Raw genomic sequence first — 21,992 nt, 5'->3', positions numbered from 1 at the left:
CCACGACAACCCCCAAGTGATCCAGGCAGTGATGAACAGCAGTTCCCTCGCGGAAGCCCCCGTGATCCGTGAACCCCTCCACGCACCCGTCGCCCACCTCGTCCGAGGCGGAGTGACCGAGGGCGTCCACTACGGCTCGGTCGTCGTCCTCGGTGCGAACGGTGACGTCGACTTCCAGCTGGGCGACATCGAGGCCGCCTTCTACCCGCGCTCCTCGCTCAAGCCCGTCCAGGCGGTCGCGATGCTGCGGGCCGGGCTGCCGCTCGACGGCGGTCTGCTCTCGCTCGCCGCCGCCAGCCACTCCGGCGAGGAACGCCACGTCGCCGGGACCCGGCGGATCCTCGAGCTGGGCGGCGTCACGGAGGACGACCTGCGCAACGTCAAGGACATGCCGTACGACCCGGCGGTCCGCGACACCTGGGTACGCGAGGGCCGCGAGCCCTCCCGTCTCGCGCAGAACTGCTCCGGCAAGCACGCGGCCATGCTGTACACCTGCAAGCTCAACGGCTGGTCCCTCGACGACTACCTCGCCCCGGAGCACCCGCTCCAGCAGGCGATCGCGGAGATCGTCGAGGACCTCACCGGACAGCGGATCGCCCGGGTCACCGTCGACGGGTGCGGCGCCCCGCTCTTCTCCGTCTCCCTGCACGGCCTCGCCCGGGCCGCCGCCCGGATCACCACGGCGGCGCCCGGCACCCCCGAGGCCCGGGTCGCGGATGCCATGCGCGACCACGCCGAGATGGCCTCCGGCGCCGGCCGGGACGTGGCCGCCCTCATGCGGGCCGTCCCCGGTCTGCTCGCCAAGGACGGCTTCGAGGGCGTGGAGGTGGCGGCCCTCCCGGACGGCCGGGCCGTCGCCGTCAAGATCTCCGACGGCGCGAACCGGGCCCGGATCCCGGTCGCCGCGGCCGCCCTCGCCCGCGCGGGCGTCGACCCCGCCCTCCTCACGGAGTTCGCGGGCGAGGCGCTGCTCGGCGGCGGCGAACCGGTCGGCTCGGTCCGCCCGGTCCGGGCCCTGGACCCGGTGACCGTCCGCGCCTGCGCCTGACGACTCCGGTGGCCACCGAGTGTGCGCGGTGGCCACCGGCGGAACGGCGGGACCCGGTCGTACGACGGCTCGACACGGTCGTACGACCGCCGCCCCCCCCGGCGGCACCGCGACCGCACGGTCGCACCGCCGCCGGGTCCAGACGGCGCCGGCCTCCGCGCCGCTCGCCGCCCGGCCTCGTGAGACCGGGTCCCGAACCGCCGGTCGCATCCCCGCCGCCGGCCCCCGAACCCGCCGGTCCGGTCACCACCGGGCCGGTGTTCCGGCCGGCTCGGACGGACGTACCCCGTTCCGTCCGAGCCGGCCCCCCGTGCCACCCGCCGTCGTCGGCTCCCCCTCACCCTCACCACCCTCAGAAAGAGGACCCGCACCTCATGACCGCCGCAGCCACCCGCAGCGAACACGACCTGCTCGGCGACCGGGACGTCCCCGCCGACGCGTACTGGGGCGTCCACACCCTGCGCGCCACCGAGAACTTCCCCATCACCGGTGCCACCATCTCCGCCTACCCGCACCTCGTGGACGCGCTCGCCGCGGTCAAGGAGGCCGCCGCCCTCGCCAACGAGGAACTCGGCCTGCTGGCGCCCGAGAAGGCCGCCGCGATCGTCGCCGCCTGCCGCGAGATCCGCGAGGGCAGGCTGCACGACCAGTTCGTCGTCGACGTCATCCAGGGCGGCGCCGGCACCTCCACCAACATGAACGCCAACGAGGTCGTGGCGAACCGGGCCCTGGAACTGATGGGCCACGAGAAGGGGCAGTACCAGTACCTGCACCCCAACGAGGACGTCAACCTCGGCCAGTCCACCAATGACGTCTACCCGACCGCCGTCAAGATCGCGACGGTCTTCGCGGTCCGTGGACTGCTCAAGGCGATGGCTGTACTCCAGGACGCCTTCGGCCGCAAGGCCGTCGAGTTCCGCAACGTGCTCAAGATGGGCCGTACACAGTTGCAGGACGCGGTCCCCATGACGCTCGGTCAAGAGTTCTCCGCGTACGCCGTCATGATCGACGAGGACCGCAACCGTCTTGACGAGGCCGTCCAGCTGATCCATGAGATCAACCTCGGCGCCACGGCCATCGGCACCGGACTCAACGCTCCCGCCGGATACGCCGAGTCCGCCCGCCGCCACCTCGCCGAGATCACCGGCCTGCCCCTGGTCACCGCCGCCAACCTGGTCGAGGCCACCCAGGACTGCGGCGCGTTCGTCCAGATGTCCGGCGTGCTGAAGCGGATCGCGGTCAAGCTGAGCAAGAGCTGCAACGACCTGCGCCTGCTGTCCTCCGGCCCGCGCGCCGGCCTCGGCGAGATCAACCTCCCGCCCGTGCAGGCCGGATCGTCCATCATGCCCGGCAAGGTCAACCCGGTGATCCCCGAGGTCGTCAACCAGGTCGCCTTCGAGGTGATCGGCAACGACGTCACCATCACGATGGCCGCCGAGGCCGGACAGCTCCAGCTCAACGCCTTCGAGCCGATCATCCTGCACTCCCTGTCGGAGAGCATCACGCATCTGCGGGCCGCCTGCCTCACCCTGGCCGAGCGCTGTGTGGACGGCATCACCGCCAACACCGAGGTCCTGCGCGCGACCGTCGAGAACTCCATCGGCCTGGTCACCGCCCTCAACCCGCACATCGGGTACACCGCGGCCACCGACATCGCCAAGGAGGCGCTCGTCACCGGCCGGGGCGTCGCCGAACTCGTCCTGGAGAAGGGCCTGCTGCCCGCCGAGCGGCTCGCCGACCTGCTGCGCCCCGAGGTCCTGGCCGGCAGCGGAGCACCCCAGCTGTGACCCCTTCCTGACCTGCGGTGACGCACCAGGACCGGCCCGGAGGCACAATGGTGATCATGACAACGACGTCGTCCCTCGCCTTCCAGCCGGTCCTGGAGCGCATCGCCGAGGAGATGGAGCACACCCCGGGCCGCGGCCGGCCCGCCGACTACATCCCGGCGCTCGCCGCCCGCGATCCGCGCAGCTTCGGCATGGCCGTCGCCGAGCTCGACGGCACGGTGTACGGCGTGGGGGACTGGCGCGAGCCGTTCTCCACGCAGTCCATCACCAAGGTCTTCACCCTCGCCCTCGACCTGGCCCGCGAGGGCGACGCGCTCTGGGAGCACGTGGGCCGCGAGCCCTCGGGCAACCCCTTCAACTCGCTGGTGCAGCTGGAGTACGAGCACGGCATCCCGCGCAACCCGTTCATCAACGCGGGCGCCCTCGTCGTCACCGACCGCCTCCAGACCCGTACGGGAGACGCGTCCGGCGAGCTCCGCGCCTTCCTGCGCGCCGAGAGCGGCAACCCCGCGCTCGGCTTCGACGCGGAGGTCGCCGCGTCCGAGTCCGCGCACGGCGACCGCAACGCCGCCCTCGCCCATTTCATGGCGTCCTACGGCAACATCGACAACCCGGTGCCGGCCCTCCTCGACCAGTACTTCCGCCAGTGCTCGCTCACCGCGTCCTGCGCCGACCTGGCCCTCGCCACCACCTTCCTCGCCCGGCACGGCATCCGCGCCGACGGCACCCGGCTGCTGACGCGCAGCCAGGCCAAGCAGGTCAACGCGGTCATGCTGACGTGCGGCACCTACGACGCGGCGGGCGAGTTCGCCTACCGCGTCGGGCTGCCCGGCAAGAGCGGGGTCGGCGGCGGCATCATCGCCGTCGTCCCCGGCCGCTGCACCCTGTGCGTCTGGAGCCCCGGCCTGGACGAGCGCGGCAACTCGGTGGCGGGCGTCGCGGCCCTGGACCGCTTCACGACCCTCACCGGCCTGTCGGTGTTCTGAGCCGACGCCCGACGCCCGACGCCCGACGCCCGACGCCCGGCGGGCCCGGGGAAACGCAGCGGTCACGCGCAGGTCCCCGGGCGGAGGGCGGCACGTCAGGTTCCGGCCACCCCGCGTTGACACCCTGACCGAGTGTTGGCCATGGGTTTCCCCGTCGATCTCCGTCGCTGCCAGGTCATCGGCCTGGCCGGTACGGCCTGTCTCGCGCTGGGCGGCGAGAGCGCCGGCGCGCTGCCCGCGCGGGAACTGCTGGCCCCGTCCTCCGTGCACGCCGTCCTCGGTCTGGTCGGCGTGTACTTCGGGCTGGTGCTGCTGACCGCGGCCTGGGTTCTCCTGGGCGGGCTCGTCCGCAGCGCCGACCCGCCGACGCCGCGCGCCCTGGTGCTCGTCCTAGCGGTCTGGGCGGCGCCTCTGGTGGTGGGTCCGCCGCTGTTCAGCCGCGACGTCTACAGCTATCTCGCCCAGGGCGCGATGGTGGACGCCCACATCGACGTGTACGCCCATGGCCCGGCCCAGCTCGGCGGCCCCCTCGCGGCCGAGGTCGCGCCGCTGTGGCAGCACACCGGGGCCCCGTACGGACCGGTCTTCATGGCCGTCGCCGCCGCGCTGTACGGCCTGACCCACGGCGAACTGCCCGCCGGGCTGCTCGGCATGCGGCTGGTCGCGCTGTGCGGGGTGGCGCTGATGGCGGTCGCGCTGCCCCGGATCGCCCGGCACAGCGGCGCCGACCCGGCCGCCGCCCTGTGGCTGGGCGTCCTCAACCCGCTGGTGCTGCTGCATCTGGTGGCGGGCGCCCACAACGACGCGATCATGCTGGGCCTGCTCGGGATCGGACTGGTCGCCGCGCTCGCCCGGCGTCCGGTCCCGGCGGCCGTCCTCGTCACGCTCGCCGCCCTGGTCAAGGCCCCCGCGATCCTCGGGCTCGCCGCGGTCGTGCTGCTGGCCGTGCGCGTCGGCCGGCATCCCGCGCGGGCCACGGTGACCACCCTGGCCGCCTGCGCCGCCACCACGGTCGCCGCGACCGCCCTCGCGGGCACCGGATACGGCTGGATAGCCGCTCTCAACACCCCGGTCTCCTCGCAGAACTGGGCCCTCACCAGCCTCCTCGGCCGTGCCACCGGCGCCCTCCTGGAACACCTCGGCAGCGATCTCGCCCCGCTGGCCGTCCCCGCCTGGCACGCGTTCGGTCTGGCCGTCACCGCCGTCGTCCTGGCCGCCATATGGTGGCGGCTGCGCCCCCGCCCGGTGTACGCGCTCGGTCTGAGCCTCGCCACGGTGGCCGCTTTCGGTCCGGCGATCCGCCCCTGGTACGCGCTGTGGGGTCTGTTCCTGATAGCCGCGGCGGCCCCCAGCACCTCGGTGCGGCACCGCATGGCGGCCGTGGCCGGTGTCCTCGCCCTGGCCGTCCTGCCGGACGGCGGGCCCGCCGACGGCAGCCGGCTGCTCCTCGCGGTCTGCGGCGGCGCGCTCGCCGTGGTCGTCCTGTGGCAGGCCCACCTCGCGGCCCAGGCGCCGGCCGCGCCGGTGCGTACGGCATGAGAGCACCCGCCACCGACCGTGGCCGTCTGCTGCTGCTGGGCTGTCTCGCCGCCGCCGTCACCCTGTTCACCGCGACGGTCCCGCTGCTGCGCGACTGGTTCGACCTGCGCGTCTACTACGGCACCGTCAACACCTGGATGCATCACGGCGGTCACGTCTACGACTACCGGGTGCCGGGGACGCCGTACGGCTTCACCTATCCGCCGTTCGCGGCCGTCACCATGCTGCCGATGGCGCTGGTCGGGCTGCGGACCGCGATCGTGGCCGCCCTGCTGCTCAATCTGGCGGCGCTGGCCGTCGTCGTCCGGCTGCTGGCGGGGCCGGGCCGGTGGCGGCACGGCTGGTACGGCGTGGCCCTCGCGGCCTGTGTCCTCGCCCTGTACGAACCGCTGCGGGACACCTTCAGCTTCGGCCAGGTCAATCTGCTCCTGCTGGCCCTGGTCCTGACCGACGCCTGGCTGCTGGCGAGCGGCCGCGGCCGCTGGGCCGGGGTCGGTATCGGGCTCGCGGCGGCCGTGAAGCTCACCCCGGCCGTGTTCATCGGGCTGCTGCTGGTCGCCCGCCGCCGACGCGCGGCCGCCGTGGCGACGGCCGTCGCGCTCGCCGCCACGGCGTGCGCGGCCCTGGTCGCCCCCGGCGCGTCCCGGTTCTACTGGACGCAGGCGCTGTGGGACACCAGCCGCGTGGGTCGGCTCGGCTATGTCTCGAACCAGTCGCTCCAGGGTGTCCTGGCCCGGCTCGGCGTGGACAGCAAGGCCGTGTGGGCGGTGCTGGTCCTGGTGGTGCTGGGGGTGTGGGCGCGGCGGGCCCGGCAGGCGGTGGGCGCCGGGGACTGGCAGGCGGCCTTCGCCCTCACGGGCGCCACCGCCTGCCTGGTCAGCCCGGTCACCTGGGTGCACCACCTGGTGTGGCTGCTGCCGTCGTTCGCCGTCCTGCTGCGCACGGGGCACGCGCGCGTGGCGGGTGCCCTGTACGCGGTGCTGTGCACCAGTGTGGTGTGGCTCTGGTTCGACGACGCGTCCGGCGTCGACGGTTTCCTCGGCAGCAACACCTACACCTGGGTCACGCTGGGCCTGCTGCTGTTCCTGCCGGTCGGTCAGTCGCCCGCCGAGCGTCGCCCCACGAGCCAGAGTGCGAGCGCGACGACGGACCCGCCCAGTACGGCCGCCCCCGCGATCGCCGCCGCCTGCGACCAGCCCGGACGCCCGGCCGCGACGGCGACGGGCACGACTGCCGCCGAGCGCGCCACCGACCGTGCCGCGGGATCGGCCACGGGCCCGGCGGCGGGTCTGGGCCGGGCGCGCAGCGCGTCCAGCGACCCCACCGGTTCGACCCGCCCGCCGGCCGCGAACCCCCAGTCGAGCAGCTCGCGCGCCTCCTCGTAGACGGCGTGCCCGCCGCCCTGCTGCGGGTTCATCACCGTGACGAGGAGGGTGCGCCCGCCCCGCCGGGCGGCGGCGACCAGGGTGTTGCCGGCGTTGCTCGTGTAGCCGTTCTTCACGCCGATCAGCCCCGGGTACGGCTCGACGCCGTCGTGCCCGGTCAGCAGCCGGTTGGTGTTCGCGATGCCGTACGACCCGCCCGCCCGCCCCGGGAAGGTCGCCTCGGCCAGTCCGCAGTACCGCGAGAAGTCCGCCCGGCGCAGCCCGGCCCTGCCGAACACCGCCAGGTCGTACGCGGAGGACACCTGCCCGGGTGTGTCGTAGCCGTCGGGCGAGCGGACCTGGGTGTCCAGCGCGCCGAGCGCCCGCGCCTTCTCCTGCATCCGCGCGGTCGTGGCCCGCCAGCCGCCGTTGAGGGCGGCCAGCACGTGCACGGCGTCGTTGCCGGAGTTCAGGAACACCCCGCGCCACAGATCGGCGACCGAGTACGTCTGCCCCTCGGCGACCCCGACGAGACTGCTGCCGGGCCCGATGTCCGCGAGTTCCTCGTCGGACACCTCGTGCCGGACGCCCGCGGGCAGGACCGGCAGCACGGTGAGCGCGAACAGGGTCTTGAGGGTGCTGGCGGGCGGCAGTTTGCGGTGCGCGTGCGCCGCGGCGAGCACCTCGCCGCTTCCGGCGTCGGCCACCAGCCAGGACAGCGCCGAGAGGTCCGGGACCTCGGGGGCGCCGCGGCGGGGTCTGACCTGGGTGCCGGGGCGGAAGAGGAGCGACGGCTTCGGCGGGTGCGCCCGTTGCGGTGTCTGCGTCCGCACCGCCGTGGGGCCGGGGCCGGCACCGGCGGGGGCGGGGGCGGCGGCCGCGGGGGGCCCGAGGGCCAGGGCACCTGTCGCACAGAAGACACAGGCCGACAGTCCGACCCGAGAAGGGAATCCGATCTTCATATGATCAACGTAGGAATCGGGGAGGCGTTCCCCGTGCTGCCCGTGCCGTACGCCGGTCGGTTCGCACCCGGATGCCGCACGTTCAGCGGTCCGAGGGCAGTGTCGGCTGGATCCGCCGCAGGAACGTCGCGTTGTCGGGGGTCTCCCGCAGCCGCTCCAGGAGGGTCTCCAGGTTCGCCTGGCCGTCGCGGGTCTGGAGCGCCCGGCGCAGCCCGCGGGCCGTGGTCAACTCGGCGGGGGAGAGGAGGAGTTCCTCGCGACGGGTGCCGGAGCCGTTGATGTCGACGGCCGGGAAGACGCGGCGCGAGGCCGGTTCGCGGTCGAGGCGCAGCTCCATGTTTCCGGTGCTCTTCAGCTCCTCGAAGAAGAAGTCGTCGGCGCGGGAGCCCGTTTCGACCAGCGCGGTGGCGAGGATGGTGAGCGAGCCGCCCTCCTCGGCGGCCCGGGCGGCCCCGAAGAACCGCTTGGGGCCGATCAGCGCGGTCGCGTCGACGCCACCGGTGAGGGTGCGGCCCCCGGCGGCGGCCGCGTTGTTGTGCGCCCGGCACAGCCGGGTCAGCGAGTCGAGGAGGATCACCACGTCCTCGCCGGCCTCGACGAGCCGCTTGGCCCGCTCGACGACGAGTTCGGCGAGGGCGATGTGCTGCCGGGGCGCCCGGTCGAAGGTGGAGGCGTACACCTCGCCGCGCACCGAGCGCCGCATGTCGGTGACTTCCTCGGGGCGTTCGTCGAGCAGCAGCACCATCAGCCGGGCCTCGGGGTGATTGCCCGCGACGGCGGCGGCGAGCTGCTGGAGGAGCACGGTCTTGCCGGTCTTGGGCGGCGCGACGATCAGCCCGCGCTGGCCCTTGCCGACGGGCGCGATCAGGTCGGTGACCCGCCCGGCCAGTCCGGCGGCCGGGTGTTCGAGACGGAGTCGCCGGTGGGGGTGGAGGGGGGTGAGGTCGCGGAAGTGCGGGCGGCCGTTCAGGGCCTCGGGCGTACGGCCGTTGACGCGCGCCACCTCGGTCAGGGCGCGCTGGGTGCCGCGCACCCCTTCGACGAGGTCGCCCTTGCGCAGTCCGTGACGGCGGATCAGGGCGGCCGGGACCTGGAGGTCGGCGGGTGTGGGCAGGCAGTCGGCGGCCCGCAGGTGCCCCTTCCCGTTCGCGTCGATGTCGAGGACACCGGCGGCGACCCGGGCCGGGGGCTGCTGCACAGGGGGGTGTTCGAGTGTGGTGGTCATGGTGGTCTGTCCTTTCACGGACGGAAGGCATGAGGCATGCGAAAGAAGGGGGTGGGGCCGCGAAGGAGGGCGCGTCGCGCACCTCGGGCGGCGAGGAGCAGCACCTCGGGTACGGCGGAAGGGATCCGCTGACGAGGTGGTGCGGGGAAAAGCCACTGCGCCGGCCGACGGAGAACGGCGGCGGATCAGCGAGCTGAAGGGGAATCAGTACCGTGCCCGGATCGGGACTTACACAGGTACTGAACGCACTGTACCACAGGAAATTCCCGGACGGGCTAGCGAAGGCGTCCGAGGACGTCGGGGGAGAGGCGTTCGGCGAGCTGTTCGAGCAGGTCGACCGTGCCGGCGATCCGGTCGGGGTCGTCCGTGCCGAGGGCCTCCGCGAGGGCCGAGTCGACGGGTGTCGCGGCCACCTCGGCGCGGCGGCCCGAGACCTCCGGGGCGCGGCGGAGCAGAGTGCGGCGCCGGTCGGCCGGGTCGGGGGCGGCGATCACCGAGCCGACCTCCTTGAGCCGGGCCACGCATCCGGACACCGCGCTCTGCGGGAGGCCCGTGCGGGCGGCGATCTCGCCGACGGTGGTGTCGGGGTGCGCGTACACGTCGAGCAGCACGATCAGCATCGAGCGGGTGCTGGTGGACCGGGGGCCGATCCCCTCCGTGGGGATGGCCTCCTCGCCGATCTTCATCAGGGTGCGGCCCAGCAGGAAGAGCTCGACTCCGTTCATGCGGACAGATTACATCCGATCAGATGCATCAATGTTGATGCATCTGTATTGATGCATCAGAAATGATGGATTACCTTGAAGGGGTCGTCACGGAAGCCAGGCATCGACCGAGGAGTCCCCATGCAGTCCACCCTGACCGTCCCCGGCGCCACGCTGCACTACGAAGTCCGCGGCCACGGGCCCCTGTTGCTCGTCTCGCAGAGCGGCGAGGGCGACGCCAACCGCAGCGACGCGATGGTCGACCACCTGGTCGACGCCTACACCGTGGTGACGTACGACCGCCGCGGCCTCTCCCGCAGCGTGCTGGACCGGCCCGGCTCGGGCGCGAGCCTCGACGAGCACGTCGACGACGTCCAGCGGCTGCTCGCCGCGCTCACCGAACGGCCCGCCCTCATGCTCGGCTGCAGCATGGGCGCCGTCATCGGGCTACGGCTCGCCGCCCGGCATCCGGGGCGGCTGAGCACCCTCGTCGCGCACGAGCCCGCCATCCCCGGTCTGCTGCCCGAGCCGGAGCGGCTGCGCACGGAGGCCGAACTGGACGAGATGCGCGCCGTGTTCGAGCGGGACGGCTGGATCGCCGGGGTACGGCGGATCGGCGAGCTGCTGGGCATCGACCCCGCCCGGCAGGAGACCGAGCCCGGCGCCCGGCTCGCCCCGCTCGACGCCTCCCGTGAGGCGAACTTCGACTTCTTCGTCCGTCACGACGCCCTCACCATGCGCCACGCGGACCTGACCCCCGCCGAGCTCGGCGCGCTGAAGGCGGGCCCCGTCCGGATCGTCCCCGCCGCCGGGCGCACCACTCCCCGCACCGTCTTCGACTACCGCTGCGCCGAGGAGCTGGCCGCCGGACTCGGCACCGGCCTGACCCACTTCCCCGGTGGCCACAACGGCAATCTCACCCACCCGAAGGGCTTCGCGCAGACCCTCCGCACCACCCTGGGGGCGCCCGCCGCATACCAGCCATACGAACCCCCGATGCCCCCGCGCTGACACATTTCTTGTTCCGGCGAAATCCCCTCCCTACGCTGCCACCACCGCACTCGGGCGGCATGAACAAGGGACTTCTCCACCATGGGTCGACTGGCCGGGAAAATCGCCTTCATCAGTGGAACGGGAGCCGGAATCGGCCGGGCCGCGGCACAGGTATTCGCGGCCGAGGGTGCGCAGGTATTCGGCTGTGACATCGACGCGGAGAACGCGGCCGACACCGTCGAGCTCGTCGAGAAGGCCGGGGGCGTGATGCGTTCCCTGGCCCCCGTCGACCTGTCCACCCAGGACGGCGCGCGGGAGTGGATCGAGGCCGGGATCGCGGCCTTCGGCGGGATCGACATCCTCTACAACAACGCCTCCGCGCTACGGAACGGCCCGTTCGCGTCGATGCCGGCCGAGGACTGGTACTTCACCATCAGGAACGAGCTGGACATCCCCTACTTCTGCACCCAGGCGGCCTGGCCGCACCTCATCGCGCGCGGCGGCGGCGCGGTCCTGAACGTGGCCTCCGTGGCCGCCGTACGCGGTGCCCCGTTCCTGCCGATGGTGCCGCACGGCGCCGCCAAGGGCGGGGTGCTCGCGATGAGCAAGCACCTGTGCGCGGCCGGCGCCCCGCACCAGATCCGGGTCAACACCATCGCCCCCGGCATGACCCGGACCTCGGCCACGGCGCCCTTCCTCGACGACCCCGAGGGCCCGAAGGCGCACCTGGAGGCCCGGATCCCGGTCGGGCGGATCGCCCAGCCCGAGGACATCGCCCGGGTCGCCGCGTTCCTCTGCTCCGACGAGGCCGCCTTCGTCAACGGCGCCAACCTCATGGTCGACGGCGGCGACAGCGCCATGGCCGGCTGAGCCGGCATGGACACGCGACTCGACCACGTGGGCGTCAACGTCCGCGACCTCGCCGCCCAGACCGCCTGGTACAAGGCCGCGTTCGGGCTGAAGTCCGTCTTCGAGTTCCATCTCGACGGGCCCGGCCTCAGCGGTGTCGTCCTGGAGCACCCGCACGGCTGGCGGCTCGAACTGCTGGCCCGAGCCGGCTCCGCCCCGGGCCCGCGGGCCCCTGATCCGGTGACCGCCGCCCTCACGGAGGGCTACGGCCACTTCGCGGTCACCACCCCCGAACTCGACCCCGTCCACGACGCCCTGCGGGCGCTCGGGGCGGGCGAGGCACTCGCCCCCGGACCGTCCCCCGAGCCCGGCGTACGCATGGCCTGGGTCACCGACCCCGAGGGAAATCTCATCGAACTCATAGAGCGACGGAGTACGGAATGACAAGCGTGCTGAAAAGACTCGACAGGGGAACTCTCATAGCCTGCTGTCTGGCCGTTGCCGCCGCACAGTTGTGCATTACCGTCCCCTCTCCCATCAACGGGGAAATCCAGGCGGCATTCGGTGCCTCCGGTTCCCAGGTCGCCTGGGTCACCTCGGCGTTCATTCTCCCCACCGCCATTCTCGAGCTGAATTTCGGTGTGGTGGGCGACCTGTTCGGCCGCAAGCGGCTGCTGGTGCTCGGCGGACTCGTCCTCGCGCTCGGCGAACTCCTCAACGCCCTCTCGCAGAACGTCACCATGCTCTGGGTCGGCCAGGCCCTGGCCGGTGTCGGCGCCGCGGCGCTCTTCCCCAGCTCCCTCGCCGTGATCGCGGCCGCCACGCCCGACGAGAAGGACCGGGCCAAGGCCGTGTCCACCTGGGCGCTGAGCATCTCCCTCGCCTCGGCCATGGGCCCGCTGTCCTCCGGTCTGCTCGCCACGGTCGCCGACTTCCGCTGGGCGTTCGTGCCGCCGGTCGTCCTCGGCCTCGTGGTCGCCGTCTCCAGCCAGTTCCTCGTCACCGACTCCAAGGCACCCGAGGGCCGCGCCCTGGACTGGCCCGGACAGATCACCGTCGCCGTCGGTCTCACCGCCCTGCTCTGGGGTGTCATCGAGGGCGGCGAGCGGGGCTGGAGCAGCCCGGCCATCGTCGGCGCCCTCAGCCTCGCCGCGGTGGCCCTGGTCGCCTTCGTCGTCGCCGAGAAGCGTGCCGAGTCGCCCATGTTCAACCTCGACCTGCTGAAGATCCCCTCGTTCGCCGCGGCCGCCGTGGTCGCGCTGGCCGGCATGTTCGGCTTCATCGGCACCGCCTACTGCGTCTCCATCCGCCTCGGCGCCGTCATGCACCTCAGCCCCCTGCGGGCCGGCATGCCGTTCGTGATCCTCCAGCTGGTCCCGCTGCTCCTCGCCCCGGTCCTGAGCCGCATGCTCACCCGGGTCGAGCCCCGCTGGCTCCTCATGGGCGGTCTGCTGCCCATGGCCGCCGGCCAGTTCTGGATCGCCGCCCTGCCCATCACCACCACCTCCCTCGCCGCCTTCATCGGCCCGGTGCTGCTGCTCGGCGTCGGCTTCATCTGCGTCGTCTCCTCCCTCACCTCCGCCGCCGTGAACGCCGTACCGCTCCACATGACCGGTATGGCGAGCGGTGCGACCAGCCTGGTCCGCGAGTTCGGCCAGGGCCTCGGTCCCGCCGTCATCAGCACGGTCGCGATGAGCGCCGCGTCCTCCGCGCTGGCCGGCAAGCTCAGCGGTGCCGACGCCGGCATGGAGGCGGCGGCCGGTCCGCTCGCGGTCGTCAACGCCGGCAGCGACAGCGCCAGGGCCGCCGCCCAGACCGCCCTCGCCCACGGCATGTCCCTCGGCGTGGTGATCTGCGGCTGCGCCTCCCTGCTGGGCGCGCTGGTCACCCTGCTGCTGGTCCGCAGGAACACCGCCCGCGCGACGGTGACGGCCCCGGTGCAGACCGCGTCCGCCTGATCCACCGCGGCACCGCACAGCACGGCACAGCACGGGAGAGGCCGGGTGAAAACCCGGCCTCTCCGATGTTTACGGCAGATGTCCCTAGAGCGTAACGATATGTCACGTCAAGGGACTTGACCGCCATCAGACCATTATCTTCACGTCATGTCCACGCCGCCTGAGCCTCCACAGCAGCCCACACCGCCGTCCGACGCTCCGGCCCCGCCGAGCGCGTACCCCTATCCGAGCCCGCAGACCCCGGGTGCGCAGCCGCCGACCCCGCAGTCGCCGGGTCCCGGCGGCCCGCTGGGATTCCCGCCGGCCGCGCCCGCACCCCAGGGCGCCCCGCAGAGCGTCTACGCCCAGCCGACCCTGGTCGGCGTCCCCGCGCAGCCCGGCCCGCCGGGCCAGCCGCCCCAGCCCCAGCCGGGCAACCCCTACCTCCAGCCGGGCCCGTACCCCGTGGTGGGCCCGCCGCCCGGCGGCCGCGGCGGCGGCGCCGGGAGAGCCGTCCTGTGGGCCGCCCTCGGCGCGCTGGTGGCCTCCGCCGCCTGGGCGGCCGGTGTCTTCCTGATCGCCCGCGGCGACAAGGCGGACCTGGCCGGCTACACGGCCCCCTCGAACCTGTGCAACGCCATCGACTACTCGTCCTTCAAGGCGGAGTACCCGGACAACGACGGCTCCCCGACCCGCAACCGGCTCGAGGACGACGCCCTCGACGAGGGGCTGTGCAGCATCAGCCTGAAGAAGAGCGCGTCGACCTACGCCGACGCGTACCTCTACGCCCAGCTGGACCTGCACAAGAAGACCGACCCGGGGCCCGAGTTCACGGCCGCCTGGAAGAACTACGGCGACAGCCACACCGGCTACGACGTGGAGACCGTCACCGGCATCGGCGACGAGGCCTACCTCGTCAGCAACGACACCACCTCCGGCTCGTCGAGCGGCTCGCTCTACGCGACGCTCGCCGTCCGCGACGGCTGGGTGACGTACACCATGAGCTACAGCGCCTACTACTCCTCGTACGACTCCGACACCGATCCGCCGACCCTCGACGAGGTCTCGGACATGCTGAGGACGGACACGAGGACGACCCTGGCGGACCTCAAGGACTGAGGTCCGCCAGGGCCGCCGTGGTCCCGCGGAAGGGTGGCCGGTACCGCGTCAGCGGTCGGCCACCGGCGCGTCCAGCGCGTTCGTGATCGCCTTCACCCCGCCGTGCGCCGCGTACCCGCCGTCCACGGTGATCTCCGCGCCGTTGACGTACGACGCCTCGTCCGACAGCAGATAGACCACGAGCGGGGCGACCTCCTCCACCGCGCCCGCCCGGCCCTGGGGCGTCATCGACAGGTGCGCCGCCACGAACACCGGGTTCGCGGTGGCCATCAGCGGGGTCTCGATATAGCCGGGGTGCACCAGGTTCGTGCGGATGCCGCGCGGCGCCAGCTCCAGTGCCGCTACCTTCGACAGCCCCCGCAGCGCCCACTTGCTGGCCGTGTACGCCACCGCGTGATGGGCGGTGAGCGCGGCCACGGAACCCACGTTGACGATGGACGAACCGGCCGGCATCAGCGGCGCGAGTGCCTGGATGCCGAGCAGCGCGCCCGTGGTGTTCACCGCGAACGCCCGCTCCCAGTCGGCGAGTTCCACCTCTCCGAGGCGGGCCCGCACCGGGATGCCCGCGTTGTTCACCAGACCGTGGACCACATCGAGACCACCCGCGAGCGCGGCCCAGTCGTCCGGCGCGGACACGTCCAGATGCCGGTACGACACGTCCAGACCGTCCGCGCGCAGGGCGGCCACGAGCTTCTCACCGGTCTCGTCGAGGACATCGGTGGCGATCACCCGCGCGCCCTCCCGGGCGGCCGCCGCGACCTCCGCGGCCCCCTGCCCCTGCGCTGCTCCGGTGACGACGACGGTGCGTCCGGCCAGACGGGTACGGCTCACGGCTCCTCCAGGGTCGGTACGGGTTCCCACCCGTCCACGCTAGGAAGCCGCGGACAGCTCCGGAAACGCGTGTTCCCCATGGCTGTCATCCACAGCGGCGATCACCGGCTCGTCCAGCGAGGCCCCGACCCTGCGCACGGTCTCCCGCAGCCAGCGGTGCGCGGGGTCGGCGTGCCGGTTGTGATGCCAGTACATGGCCTCCACCAGCGGGACGTCCGGGAACGGCGGCTCCACCACGGCACAGCGCGCGAACCCGTCGTAGCGGCGGACCAGCCGTTCCGGCACCAGGGCCACCAGGTCCGTGCCGCTCACCAGGAACGGCAGCACACTGAAGCCCGGCGTGCTGACCTGGACCCTCGGGGTGATCCCGAGGGTCTCCAGCTGCCGGTCGGCCGGGGTGTGACTCTTGCCGATGGCGCACGCGGCGTGCGGCATCTCGGCGAGGTCGCGCAGGCTGAGCCGCCCGTCCACGAGCCGCGGATTGCCCGGGTCGACCAGACACACGAACCGGTCGTGCATCACCGCCTCGCTGACCCCCGGCAGCTGGTAGCCCAGCGGCACGATCATCAGATCGTGGCACCGCAGATGGGTCTCCGTCTCCAGCTGGCCGTCGACGATCGGATGGAAGTCGATCCGCACCCCCGGCGCCTCGGCCGCGAGGACCCGCAGCAGCGGCTCCACGAACACCGTCATCACATAGTCGGACATGACCACGGAGAACCGCTGGCGACTGCGCGCCGGGTCGAAGTGCCTGGTCAGCGAGAGCGCCTCCTCGGCCTTGTGCAGCGAGGCCTGGACGACCGGCAGCAGCCGCTCCGCGAGCGGCGTCAGCTCGTACTCACGGCCGACCCGGATCAGCAGCTCGTCGTTGAAGTGCCGGCGCAGCCGCGCCAACGAGCCGCTCATCGCGGACTGGCTGGTGGACAGCCTCACCCCCGCGTGCGTGACGTTCTTCTCCTCCAGGAGGGCTTCCAGCGCCACCAGAAGATTCAGGTCGATCGCTCCCAGACCCACAAATGTCCCCTTCCGGCCGCGCCGCGTCCTTGAAGCTCGGTTGAATCGGAGAGTAACCAGCGCGGGCGGTGGCGAGGAAGACTCCGGGACGCAACTCACAGGGATCCGATAGCAGCCATCGGATCCCTGGATACCCGCAGGTCAAGAACGTTACGGCCGAGGAGTGCGGCCCCGCTTGCGGGCCCGCGGCAGATAGGCGTCCGTACGGCCCGGCACCACCCGGTTGCGCAGGGTGCCCAGCCGCTCCACGGTCAGCTCCACCACGTCACCGGCGGTGAGCGGCGGCGGCACCCGTTCCCCGAGCCGGCCCCAGTGCTCCGCCAGCGCGCCCCAGCCGCAGGTCCCGGACCCGAGGACGTCCCCCGGCCGCACCCAGGCGTCCCGGGAGGCGTAGGCGACCATCTCCTCGAAGGTCCAGGACACGTTCGCCAGGGTGTCGCGGCCGATCAGCTCCCCGTTGAGGGTGACGGTCATCTCCAGGTCCAGGAAACCGTCCGGGTCGCGCCGGTCCTCCACCTCGTCGGCGGTCACCAGACACGGGCCCAGCGTGTTCGCGAAGTCCTTGCCCTTGGAGAACCCCAGCCCGAGGTTCTTCTCCGGCTTCTGCAGATCACGGGCCGACCAGTCGTTGAAGACCAGGTATCCGACGATGTGCTCGCGCGCCTGCTCCGGGGTGAGGTCCCGCCCGGACCGCCCGACGACCGCCCCGACCTCCAGCTCGAAGTCCAGCACCGAGCAGCCCGCCGGGATCCGTACGTCGTCGTGGGCGCCGTGCCCGGCGTGCGGACTGGTGAAGTAGAAGTTGGGCGCCCGGTACCACTCCTCGGGCACGTGCTCCAGCCCGTCCAGCGACTTCGACACGCCCTCGATGTGCGCCTCGAAGCCCACGAAGTCACGGAGGGAGGGAGGCTGGAGCGGCGGCAGCAGCCGTACGTGCTCCACCGTCAACTCACTCTCCCGGGAGAGCGCTTCGGCCCCGGCGGCGTGCAGGACGCCGTCCTCCAGCAGCCGCAGCACGGTGACGCCCTCGGGCAGCGGGTGCACGATCCCGTCCCTGACCACCCCGGCGCGTTCCACGCCCTCGTACGCGTATGTCGCGAAACGCATGCCTCACTGCTCCCAGTGGTTGGTGTTGGTGACGGTCCCCGCGCTGAGGTAGCCCGCGAACACGCCCTTGGGGTCGCGGGCGGCCCGGATCCCCTGGAGCCGCCGCCACTGCGCGTCGCCCATGAACCTGAGCCGGCGCACGGTGAAGTCGGAGTCGCCGAGGTACTGGCCGGCGGTCACCGGCTGCATCGCCGCCATCGCCGCGTCCAGCCAGCCGCGCAGCTCGCCGTCGCGCGCCGGGTCGTCGTGGACGACGTACGTCGCGCAGTAGATCTCGGACTGCAGCGAGAAGGCCATGTCGGGCAGCCGGCGCAGCGGTGCCATGGAGAACCAGATGGTGAAGGTGCCCGGGGTGGGGTGCTCGGTGAACGCCTTGCGGATCGCGGGCACCACCTCGGCCGGCTCACCGGTCAGCCAGGCGTTGTCGACGAGATAGCGGTGACCCTCCGGGTTGGCGGTCCGCTGGTTCTCCAGCTGCGCCGCGAGCGTGGTCGGTTCGGCCTCCACCCGGAACAGGGCGCGGTTCGCGCAGGGGTTGGCGTGCAGCGGGGCGAGGGCCTCGGCCGCCTGCTCGGGGGTGTCCGTCATCGACACGCCCGTGACCAGCAGGACGGGTGTGTCGGAGCCCGGCGGGGTCTGGGTGAGGGCGACGATCTCCACCAGGTCGGACACCGTGTGGTGCATGCCGTGCAGCCACGTCATGACCTCGTCGAACAGCTCCAGCGGGTAGGCGTGGACCGTGTGGGCGAGGTGCCGGGGGAGGGGGCGGGTGCGCAGATGGAAGCGGGTGACGACCCCGAAGAAGCCGGGACCCGCGCCGCGCGCCGCCCAGAACAGATCGCTGTTGCTCGTCTCGTCCGCGCGCACCAGCTCGCCCTCGGCGGTGACGACGTCGATCGCCACGATGTTCTCCGCCGCCCAGCCCCAGCCGCGCGCGTTCCAGCCCTGCCCGCCCTGGAGCAGGAAGCCGCCGATGCCGACGGAGGGGCAGTGCCCGCCGTTGAAGAACCGGCCGAACCCGGCGAGATACGGGTTGAGTTCGTCGCCGCCCTTGGTCCCGGGCGCGGCGGTCACGATCCCGGTGTCCGGGTCGTAGGCCAGCTCACGGAGGCCGCCGAGGTCGATCAGCAGCGCGTCGTCCCGCACCGACCAGGCGGCCCAGCTGTGCCCGCCGGAGCGGACGGCGACCTGCCAGCCGCGCTCCAGGGCGAGCCGTACCCCCTCGACGACGTCCTCTTCGGAGGCAGCCATCAGGACGGCGGCAGGGGTACGGTCCGACGGGCGGCGCGCGTTGAAGACCCGGCCCAGGACCGCCTCCTCGAAGCCGTCGTCACCGGGCAGGTGCAGAGTGCCGGAGAACCTGTTCATGCGCGTCCTCACTTGACCGCGATCGGGTTGACGGGGGCGCCGACCGCTCCGGTCACCGGAAGCGGCGCCGCGACCAGCAGGAATTCATACATACCGTCGGCCGCGCAGTCCTGCGCGAGGGCCTCCAGGTCCCACATCTCGCCCAGCGGCAGACCCATGTTGGGGATCGCGATCTGGTGCAGCGGGGACATCGCCGGCTCGGCGAACTCGTACGGCCGTACCTCCAGGCCCCAGGTGTCGGAGGCGATGGCGGCCAGCTCCGTGCGGTGCAGCCAGCCCAGCGAGGTGAAGGAGAGGCCGGGCGCGTCGCCGGCGGCGTACGTGCCCCACTCGCCCAGCCGCCGGACCCGGCCGAGCTGTCCGGTCCGCAGCAGGACGAGGTCGCCGCGCCGCACGCCCGAGGTCGCGCCCTGCGCCTCGATCGTGGCCCGCAGATGCTCCTCCCTGATGGGGAAGCCGTCCGGGAGTTCACCGTGCTCGTCGCCGACGGCCCGGCCCACGTCGAGCAGGACGCCCCGCCCGGTGAACGCGTCCCGCATGTGCTCGATGCCGGTGACCGAGTCGCCGTCGCCGTTGACGATGGTGCACGGACGCCCGTTCCACGCCAGCTTGTTGTCGTAGATGTGGCCGAGCCCGTCCCACTGCGTGGAGGCCTGCAACGGCATCACGACATGGTCGTCGGCGCCGCCGAACCCGTGCGGGAAGCCCTGGGTGCCCGCCGCCGCGTCCGATCCGGTGTCCTTCATGTAGTGCACCGGGTTGATCCGGCCCCGGAAGCCGCGCTGCGGACCCGATTCGTTGAACTCCAGCGACAGCGAGAAGGAACGCCCCCGCCGGACCAGCCCGGCCGCGTGGGCGCGGATCGCGTCGTCGATGAAGTTGAGCGTGCCCAGCACGTCGTCCTCGCCCCACCGGCCCCAGTTGCGGTAGGCGGCACGGGCCTTGGCGAGCTCCTCCTCGATGGGACCGAGGGTACGGCCGGCGGTCATCGGGTACGTCCTTTCAGCAGCAGGTCGAGAGCGTTGCCGCCCGCGACGGCGGCCCGGTCGGCCGGGGCCAGACCGGCGGCGTCCAGCCGGGCCAGCGGGTCGTCGACGCCCATGTCGAAGGGGTGATCCGTACCGAGGACGACCCGGTCCGCACCCACCTCCTCCACCAGATGGCGCAGGGCGCGCGGGGTGTAGACGAGCGCGTCGAACCACATGCGCCGCAGATAGGCGCTCGGCGGTTCGGCGCAGCCGCGCGCGTCCTCGCGCACCCGCCAGGCGTGGTCGGAGCGCCCGATGTACGTCGGCAGATAGCCGCCACCGTGCGCCGCCACCAGCTTCAGCCGGGGGAACCGGTCCAGGACACCCGTGAAGATCAGCCGCGACAGCGCCACCGTCGTCTCCACCGGCTGCCCGACCGTGTTGCCCAGATAGTGCGTGGCGAGCCGCTCGCCCAGCGAGCACCCCCACGGGTGCACGAACACGACGGCCCCGAGGTCCTCGGCCGCCGCCCACACCGGGTCGTGCGCCGGGTCGGCCAGCTCCCGTCCGGCCACGCTCGTGGAGACGCTGACGCCGTACAGACCGAGGTCCGTGACCGCGTGCTCCAGCGCCGCCACGGCGAGGTCCGGGTGCTGGAGCGGGACCGTGCCGAGCCCGTACAGCCGCTTCGGCGCCAGGGCGCAGTGGGCGGCGACGGCCTCGTCGACGGTGCGGGCGAGGCGCGCCGCGGTCGTCCGGTCCGTCCAGTGGTGATGCATCGGCATCGGCCCGACGACCTGGACGTCGACGCCCATCGCGTCCAGGTCGGCCAGGCGCGCGGAGACGTCCGTCAGCCTCGGTCGCAGACGTTCCAGCTGGGCCCGGTTGACGGCCAGGGAGGCGGGGGAGTGGGCGCGCTGCTCGGCGGCCAGCTCGGCGGCGAGGCCGGGCGCGCCCGCGACGAGGTCCGCGGCGGCGGGGACGGCGAGATGGCCGTGGAAGTCGACCACGGGCCCGCTCCCGGGCGCGCTCACGCGGCCGCCGTCAGATTGCGCAGCGTCTCCGACATGATCCGGGCCGGGTCGGCGCCGGGCGTGCCCGGGTGGATCTCCCAGTCGGCGAGCCGGAGCGAGTTCTCCAGCACCATCCGCACCCGCGGCAGCCGACGGGACATGAAGTGCTCCAGCGCCTTCTCCAGCGGCTCCTCGCCGGTCACCAGCTCGGCCAGCAGCACCGCGTCCTCCATGCACATCGCGGCGCCCTGCGCGATCAGCGGCGGACAGGCGTGCGCCGCGTCGCCGACGACCGCCGCCCGGCCCCGGTACCAGGGCTCGTCGACCAGCACCGCCTCGATCCAGCGGTAGTCGACCGCCGTGTCGTCGGGCAGGGCGGCGAGAAGGCCGCCCCAGGTTCCGCCGTAGCCGGCGCCGCGCTCGCGCAGCAGGGCCAGCGGGGCGCGCGGCCCGATCAGGGAGGGGTCCAGGTTCTCGTCGAGGAGGTAGGCGTAGCACTGGTCGGGGGAGATCGGGCTGTAGCCGGCCTTGAAGCGGGGGCCGCCGTAGTAGACCTCGGCGCAGTCCATCTCGGCGGGCCGGTCGGCGACCACCCGGAAGATGGACATGCCGACGGGCCGGGGCCGCTGGGTGAGGCCGATGAGGGCGCGGGTGGCCGAGTTGATGCCGTCGGCGCCGACGAGCAGGTCGTAGCGGCCCGCGGTGCCGTCGCTGAAGGTCACGTCGACATGGCCGGGGGACTGGGCGAGGCGCTCGACGCTCAGGCCCAGGCGGACGGTCACCCCGTGCGCGCGCACCGCGTCGCACAGCGCGTCCTGGAGGTCCGAGCGGAGCGCGCCCGCGGTCGAGGGCAGCTCGGGACCACCCGTGTGCGGGGTGGCGAGTTCGGTGATCAGGGAGCCGTCGGCCCGCCGCAGCCGCATGATGTCGAAGGGCACCGCCCGGGCCAGCACCCGGTCCAGCACGCCCACGGAGCGCAGGGCCTTGAGAGCGTTGCCCTGGAGGGTGATGCCATGGCCCACCCCGTACCACTGGGGCGAGATCTCGACGAGCTCCACCTCGACCCCGCGCTGGGCGAGAGCGAGACACAGCACGCTTCCGGTGATGCCGCCGCCGACGACGAGCACCTTCTGAACGGGCATGGGCGATCCTTGCGAAAGTAGAAAGACGACAGTGGG

Annotated in this window: 19 protein-coding genes and 1 pseudogene; 10 read left to right on the top strand and 10 right to left on the bottom strand. The window is 72.7% G+C overall.

The window, feature by feature from the left end; translation table 11 throughout:
* Nucleotides 1-31 precede the first annotated feature (31 nt).
* The 5 genes from ABZ490_RS02365 to ABZ490_RS02345 all read left to right on the top strand — a co-directional run bounded on the left by ABZ490_RS02365 (nucleotide 32) and on the right by ABZ490_RS02345 (nucleotide 6,745).
* Nucleotides 32-1,048: an asparaginase gene (locus tag ABZ490_RS02365; RefSeq protein WP_358983093.1), complete on the top strand. Its 1,017-nt coding sequence runs from the start codon at nucleotides 32-34 to the stop codon at nucleotides 1,046-1,048.
* Between the two features lie 374 nt (nucleotides 1,049-1,422).
* Nucleotides 1,423-2,835, top strand: a complete 1,413-nt coding sequence (gene aspA / locus ABZ490_RS02360) for an aspartate ammonia-lyase (protein WP_358983091.1) — start codon at nucleotides 1,423-1,425, stop codon at nucleotides 2,833-2,835.
* A gap of 47 nt (nucleotides 2,836-2,882) precedes the next feature.
* A complete protein-coding gene (locus tag ABZ490_RS02355) occupies nucleotides 2,883-3,821 on the top strand; it encodes a glutaminase (protein WP_358983089.1) in 939 nt (312 codons plus the stop codon).
* A 141-nt stretch (nucleotides 3,822-3,962) separates the two neighbouring features.
* Complete coding sequence (gene mptB, locus ABZ490_RS02350; RefSeq protein WP_358983087.1) at nucleotides 3,963-5,360, top strand: polyprenol phosphomannose-dependent alpha 1,6 mannosyltransferase MptB; 1,398 nt, start codon at nucleotides 3,963-3,965, stop codon at nucleotides 5,358-5,360.
* Nucleotides 5,357-6,745, top strand: coding sequence for a glycosyltransferase 87 family protein (locus ABZ490_RS02345; RefSeq protein WP_358983085.1), 1,389 nt, complete (start codon nucleotides 5,357-5,359; stop codon nucleotides 6,743-6,745). The genes mptB and ABZ490_RS02345 overlap by 4 nt, the downstream gene beginning before the upstream one ends.
* A gap of 35 nt (nucleotides 6,746-6,780) precedes the next feature.
* On the opposite strand, the pseudogene ABZ490_RS02340 reads toward ABZ490_RS02345, so the two are convergent.
* The 3 genes and pseudogenes from ABZ490_RS02340 to ABZ490_RS02330 form a co-directional block, all read right to left on the bottom strand.
* Nucleotides 6,781-7,686, bottom strand: a pseudogene (locus tag ABZ490_RS02340) (serine hydrolase); the annotation flags it as partial.
* Nucleotides 7,687-7,768: 82 nt separating this feature from the next.
* On the bottom strand, nucleotides 7,769-8,911 hold the full coding sequence (gene rho, locus ABZ490_RS02335) for a transcription termination factor Rho (RefSeq protein ID WP_358983082.1): 1,143 nt from the start codon (nucleotides 8,909-8,911) through the stop codon (nucleotides 7,769-7,771).
* Between the two features lie 275 nt (nucleotides 8,912-9,186).
* On the bottom strand, nucleotides 9,187-9,636 hold the full coding sequence (locus ABZ490_RS02330) for a helix-turn-helix domain-containing protein (protein ID WP_358983080.1): 450 nt from the start codon (nucleotides 9,634-9,636) through the stop codon (nucleotides 9,187-9,189).
* A gap of 120 nt (nucleotides 9,637-9,756) precedes the next feature.
* Here ABZ490_RS02330 and ABZ490_RS02325 point away from each other — a divergent pair, with 120 nt between their 5' ends.
* From ABZ490_RS02325 to ABZ490_RS02305, 5 genes are all read left to right on the top strand, one after another.
* Nucleotides 9,757-10,626 (top strand): alpha/beta hydrolase, encoded by an 870-nt coding sequence (locus ABZ490_RS02325; RefSeq protein ID WP_358983078.1) that lies wholly within the window; start codon nucleotides 9,757-9,759, stop codon nucleotides 10,624-10,626.
* Nucleotides 10,627-10,707: 81 nt separating this feature from the next.
* On the top strand, nucleotides 10,708-11,478 hold the full coding sequence (locus ABZ490_RS02320) for an SDR family NAD(P)-dependent oxidoreductase (RefSeq protein ID WP_358983076.1): 771 nt from the start codon (nucleotides 10,708-10,710) through the stop codon (nucleotides 11,476-11,478).
* A 6-nt stretch (nucleotides 11,479-11,484) separates the two neighbouring features.
* Nucleotides 11,485-11,901 carry a VOC family protein gene (locus ABZ490_RS02315; protein WP_358983074.1) on the top strand — a complete coding sequence of 139 codons (417 nt, stop codon included), beginning with the start codon at nucleotides 11,485-11,487 and terminating at the stop codon, nucleotides 11,899-11,901.
* Nucleotides 11,898-13,415, top strand: coding sequence for an MFS transporter (locus ABZ490_RS02310; protein ID WP_358983072.1), 1,518 nt, complete (start codon nucleotides 11,898-11,900; stop codon nucleotides 13,413-13,415). The genes ABZ490_RS02315 and ABZ490_RS02310 overlap by 4 nt, the downstream gene beginning before the upstream one ends.
* Nucleotides 13,416-13,562: 147 nt before the next feature.
* Nucleotides 13,563-14,513, top strand: a complete 951-nt coding sequence (locus ABZ490_RS02305) for a hypothetical protein (protein WP_358983070.1) — start codon at nucleotides 13,563-13,565, stop codon at nucleotides 14,511-14,513.
* Between the two features lie 48 nt (nucleotides 14,514-14,561).
* Here ABZ490_RS02305 and ABZ490_RS02300 read toward each other — a convergent pair whose 3' ends face one another.
* The 7 genes from ABZ490_RS02300 to ABZ490_RS02270 form a co-directional block, all read right to left on the bottom strand.
* Nucleotides 14,562-15,344, bottom strand: a complete 783-nt coding sequence (locus ABZ490_RS02300) for an SDR family oxidoreductase (protein ID WP_358983068.1) — start codon at nucleotides 15,342-15,344, stop codon at nucleotides 14,562-14,564.
* Nucleotides 15,345-15,383: 39 nt separating this feature from the next.
* On the bottom strand, nucleotides 15,384-16,358 hold the full coding sequence (locus ABZ490_RS02295; protein WP_358983066.1) for a LysR family transcriptional regulator: 975 nt from the start codon (nucleotides 16,356-16,358) through the stop codon (nucleotides 15,384-15,386).
* Nucleotides 16,359-16,508: 150 nt separating this feature from the next.
* The gene (locus ABZ490_RS02290) at nucleotides 16,509-17,465 is read right to left on the bottom strand and encodes a fumarylacetoacetate hydrolase family protein (protein ID WP_358983064.1); all 957 of its coding nucleotides are present in this window, start codon (nucleotides 17,463-17,465) and stop codon (nucleotides 16,509-16,511) included.
* Between the two features lie 3 nt (nucleotides 17,466-17,468).
* On the bottom strand, nucleotides 17,469-18,833 hold the full coding sequence (locus ABZ490_RS02285; RefSeq protein ID WP_358983062.1) for an FAD-binding oxidoreductase: 1,365 nt from the start codon (nucleotides 18,831-18,833) through the stop codon (nucleotides 17,469-17,471).
* A gap of 8 nt (nucleotides 18,834-18,841) precedes the next feature.
* Complete coding sequence (locus ABZ490_RS02280; protein WP_358983060.1) at nucleotides 18,842-19,822, bottom strand: cyclase family protein; 981 nt, start codon at nucleotides 19,820-19,822, stop codon at nucleotides 18,842-18,844.
* A complete protein-coding gene (locus tag ABZ490_RS02275) occupies nucleotides 19,819-20,835 on the bottom strand; it encodes an amidohydrolase family protein (RefSeq protein WP_358983058.1) in 1,017 nt (338 codons plus the stop codon). Before ABZ490_RS02275 ends, ABZ490_RS02280 begins: the two co-directional genes overlap by 4 nt.
* The gene (locus tag ABZ490_RS02270; protein ID WP_358983056.1) at nucleotides 20,832-21,956 is read right to left on the bottom strand and encodes an FAD-dependent monooxygenase; all 1,125 of its coding nucleotides are present in this window, start codon (nucleotides 21,954-21,956) and stop codon (nucleotides 20,832-20,834) included. Before ABZ490_RS02270 ends, ABZ490_RS02275 begins: the two co-directional genes overlap by 4 nt.
* Nucleotides 21,957-21,992: the final 36 nt, after the last annotated feature.

Origin of the sequence: Streptomyces sp. NPDC005811, from assembly GCF_040630405.1 — a bacterium.
Lineage (GTDB): Bacteria > Actinomycetota > Actinomycetes > Streptomycetales > Streptomycetaceae > Streptomyces.
The sequence above is the reverse complement of the archived record's forward strand: the minus strand, read 5'-3'. Positions and strand labels throughout refer to the sequence as shown.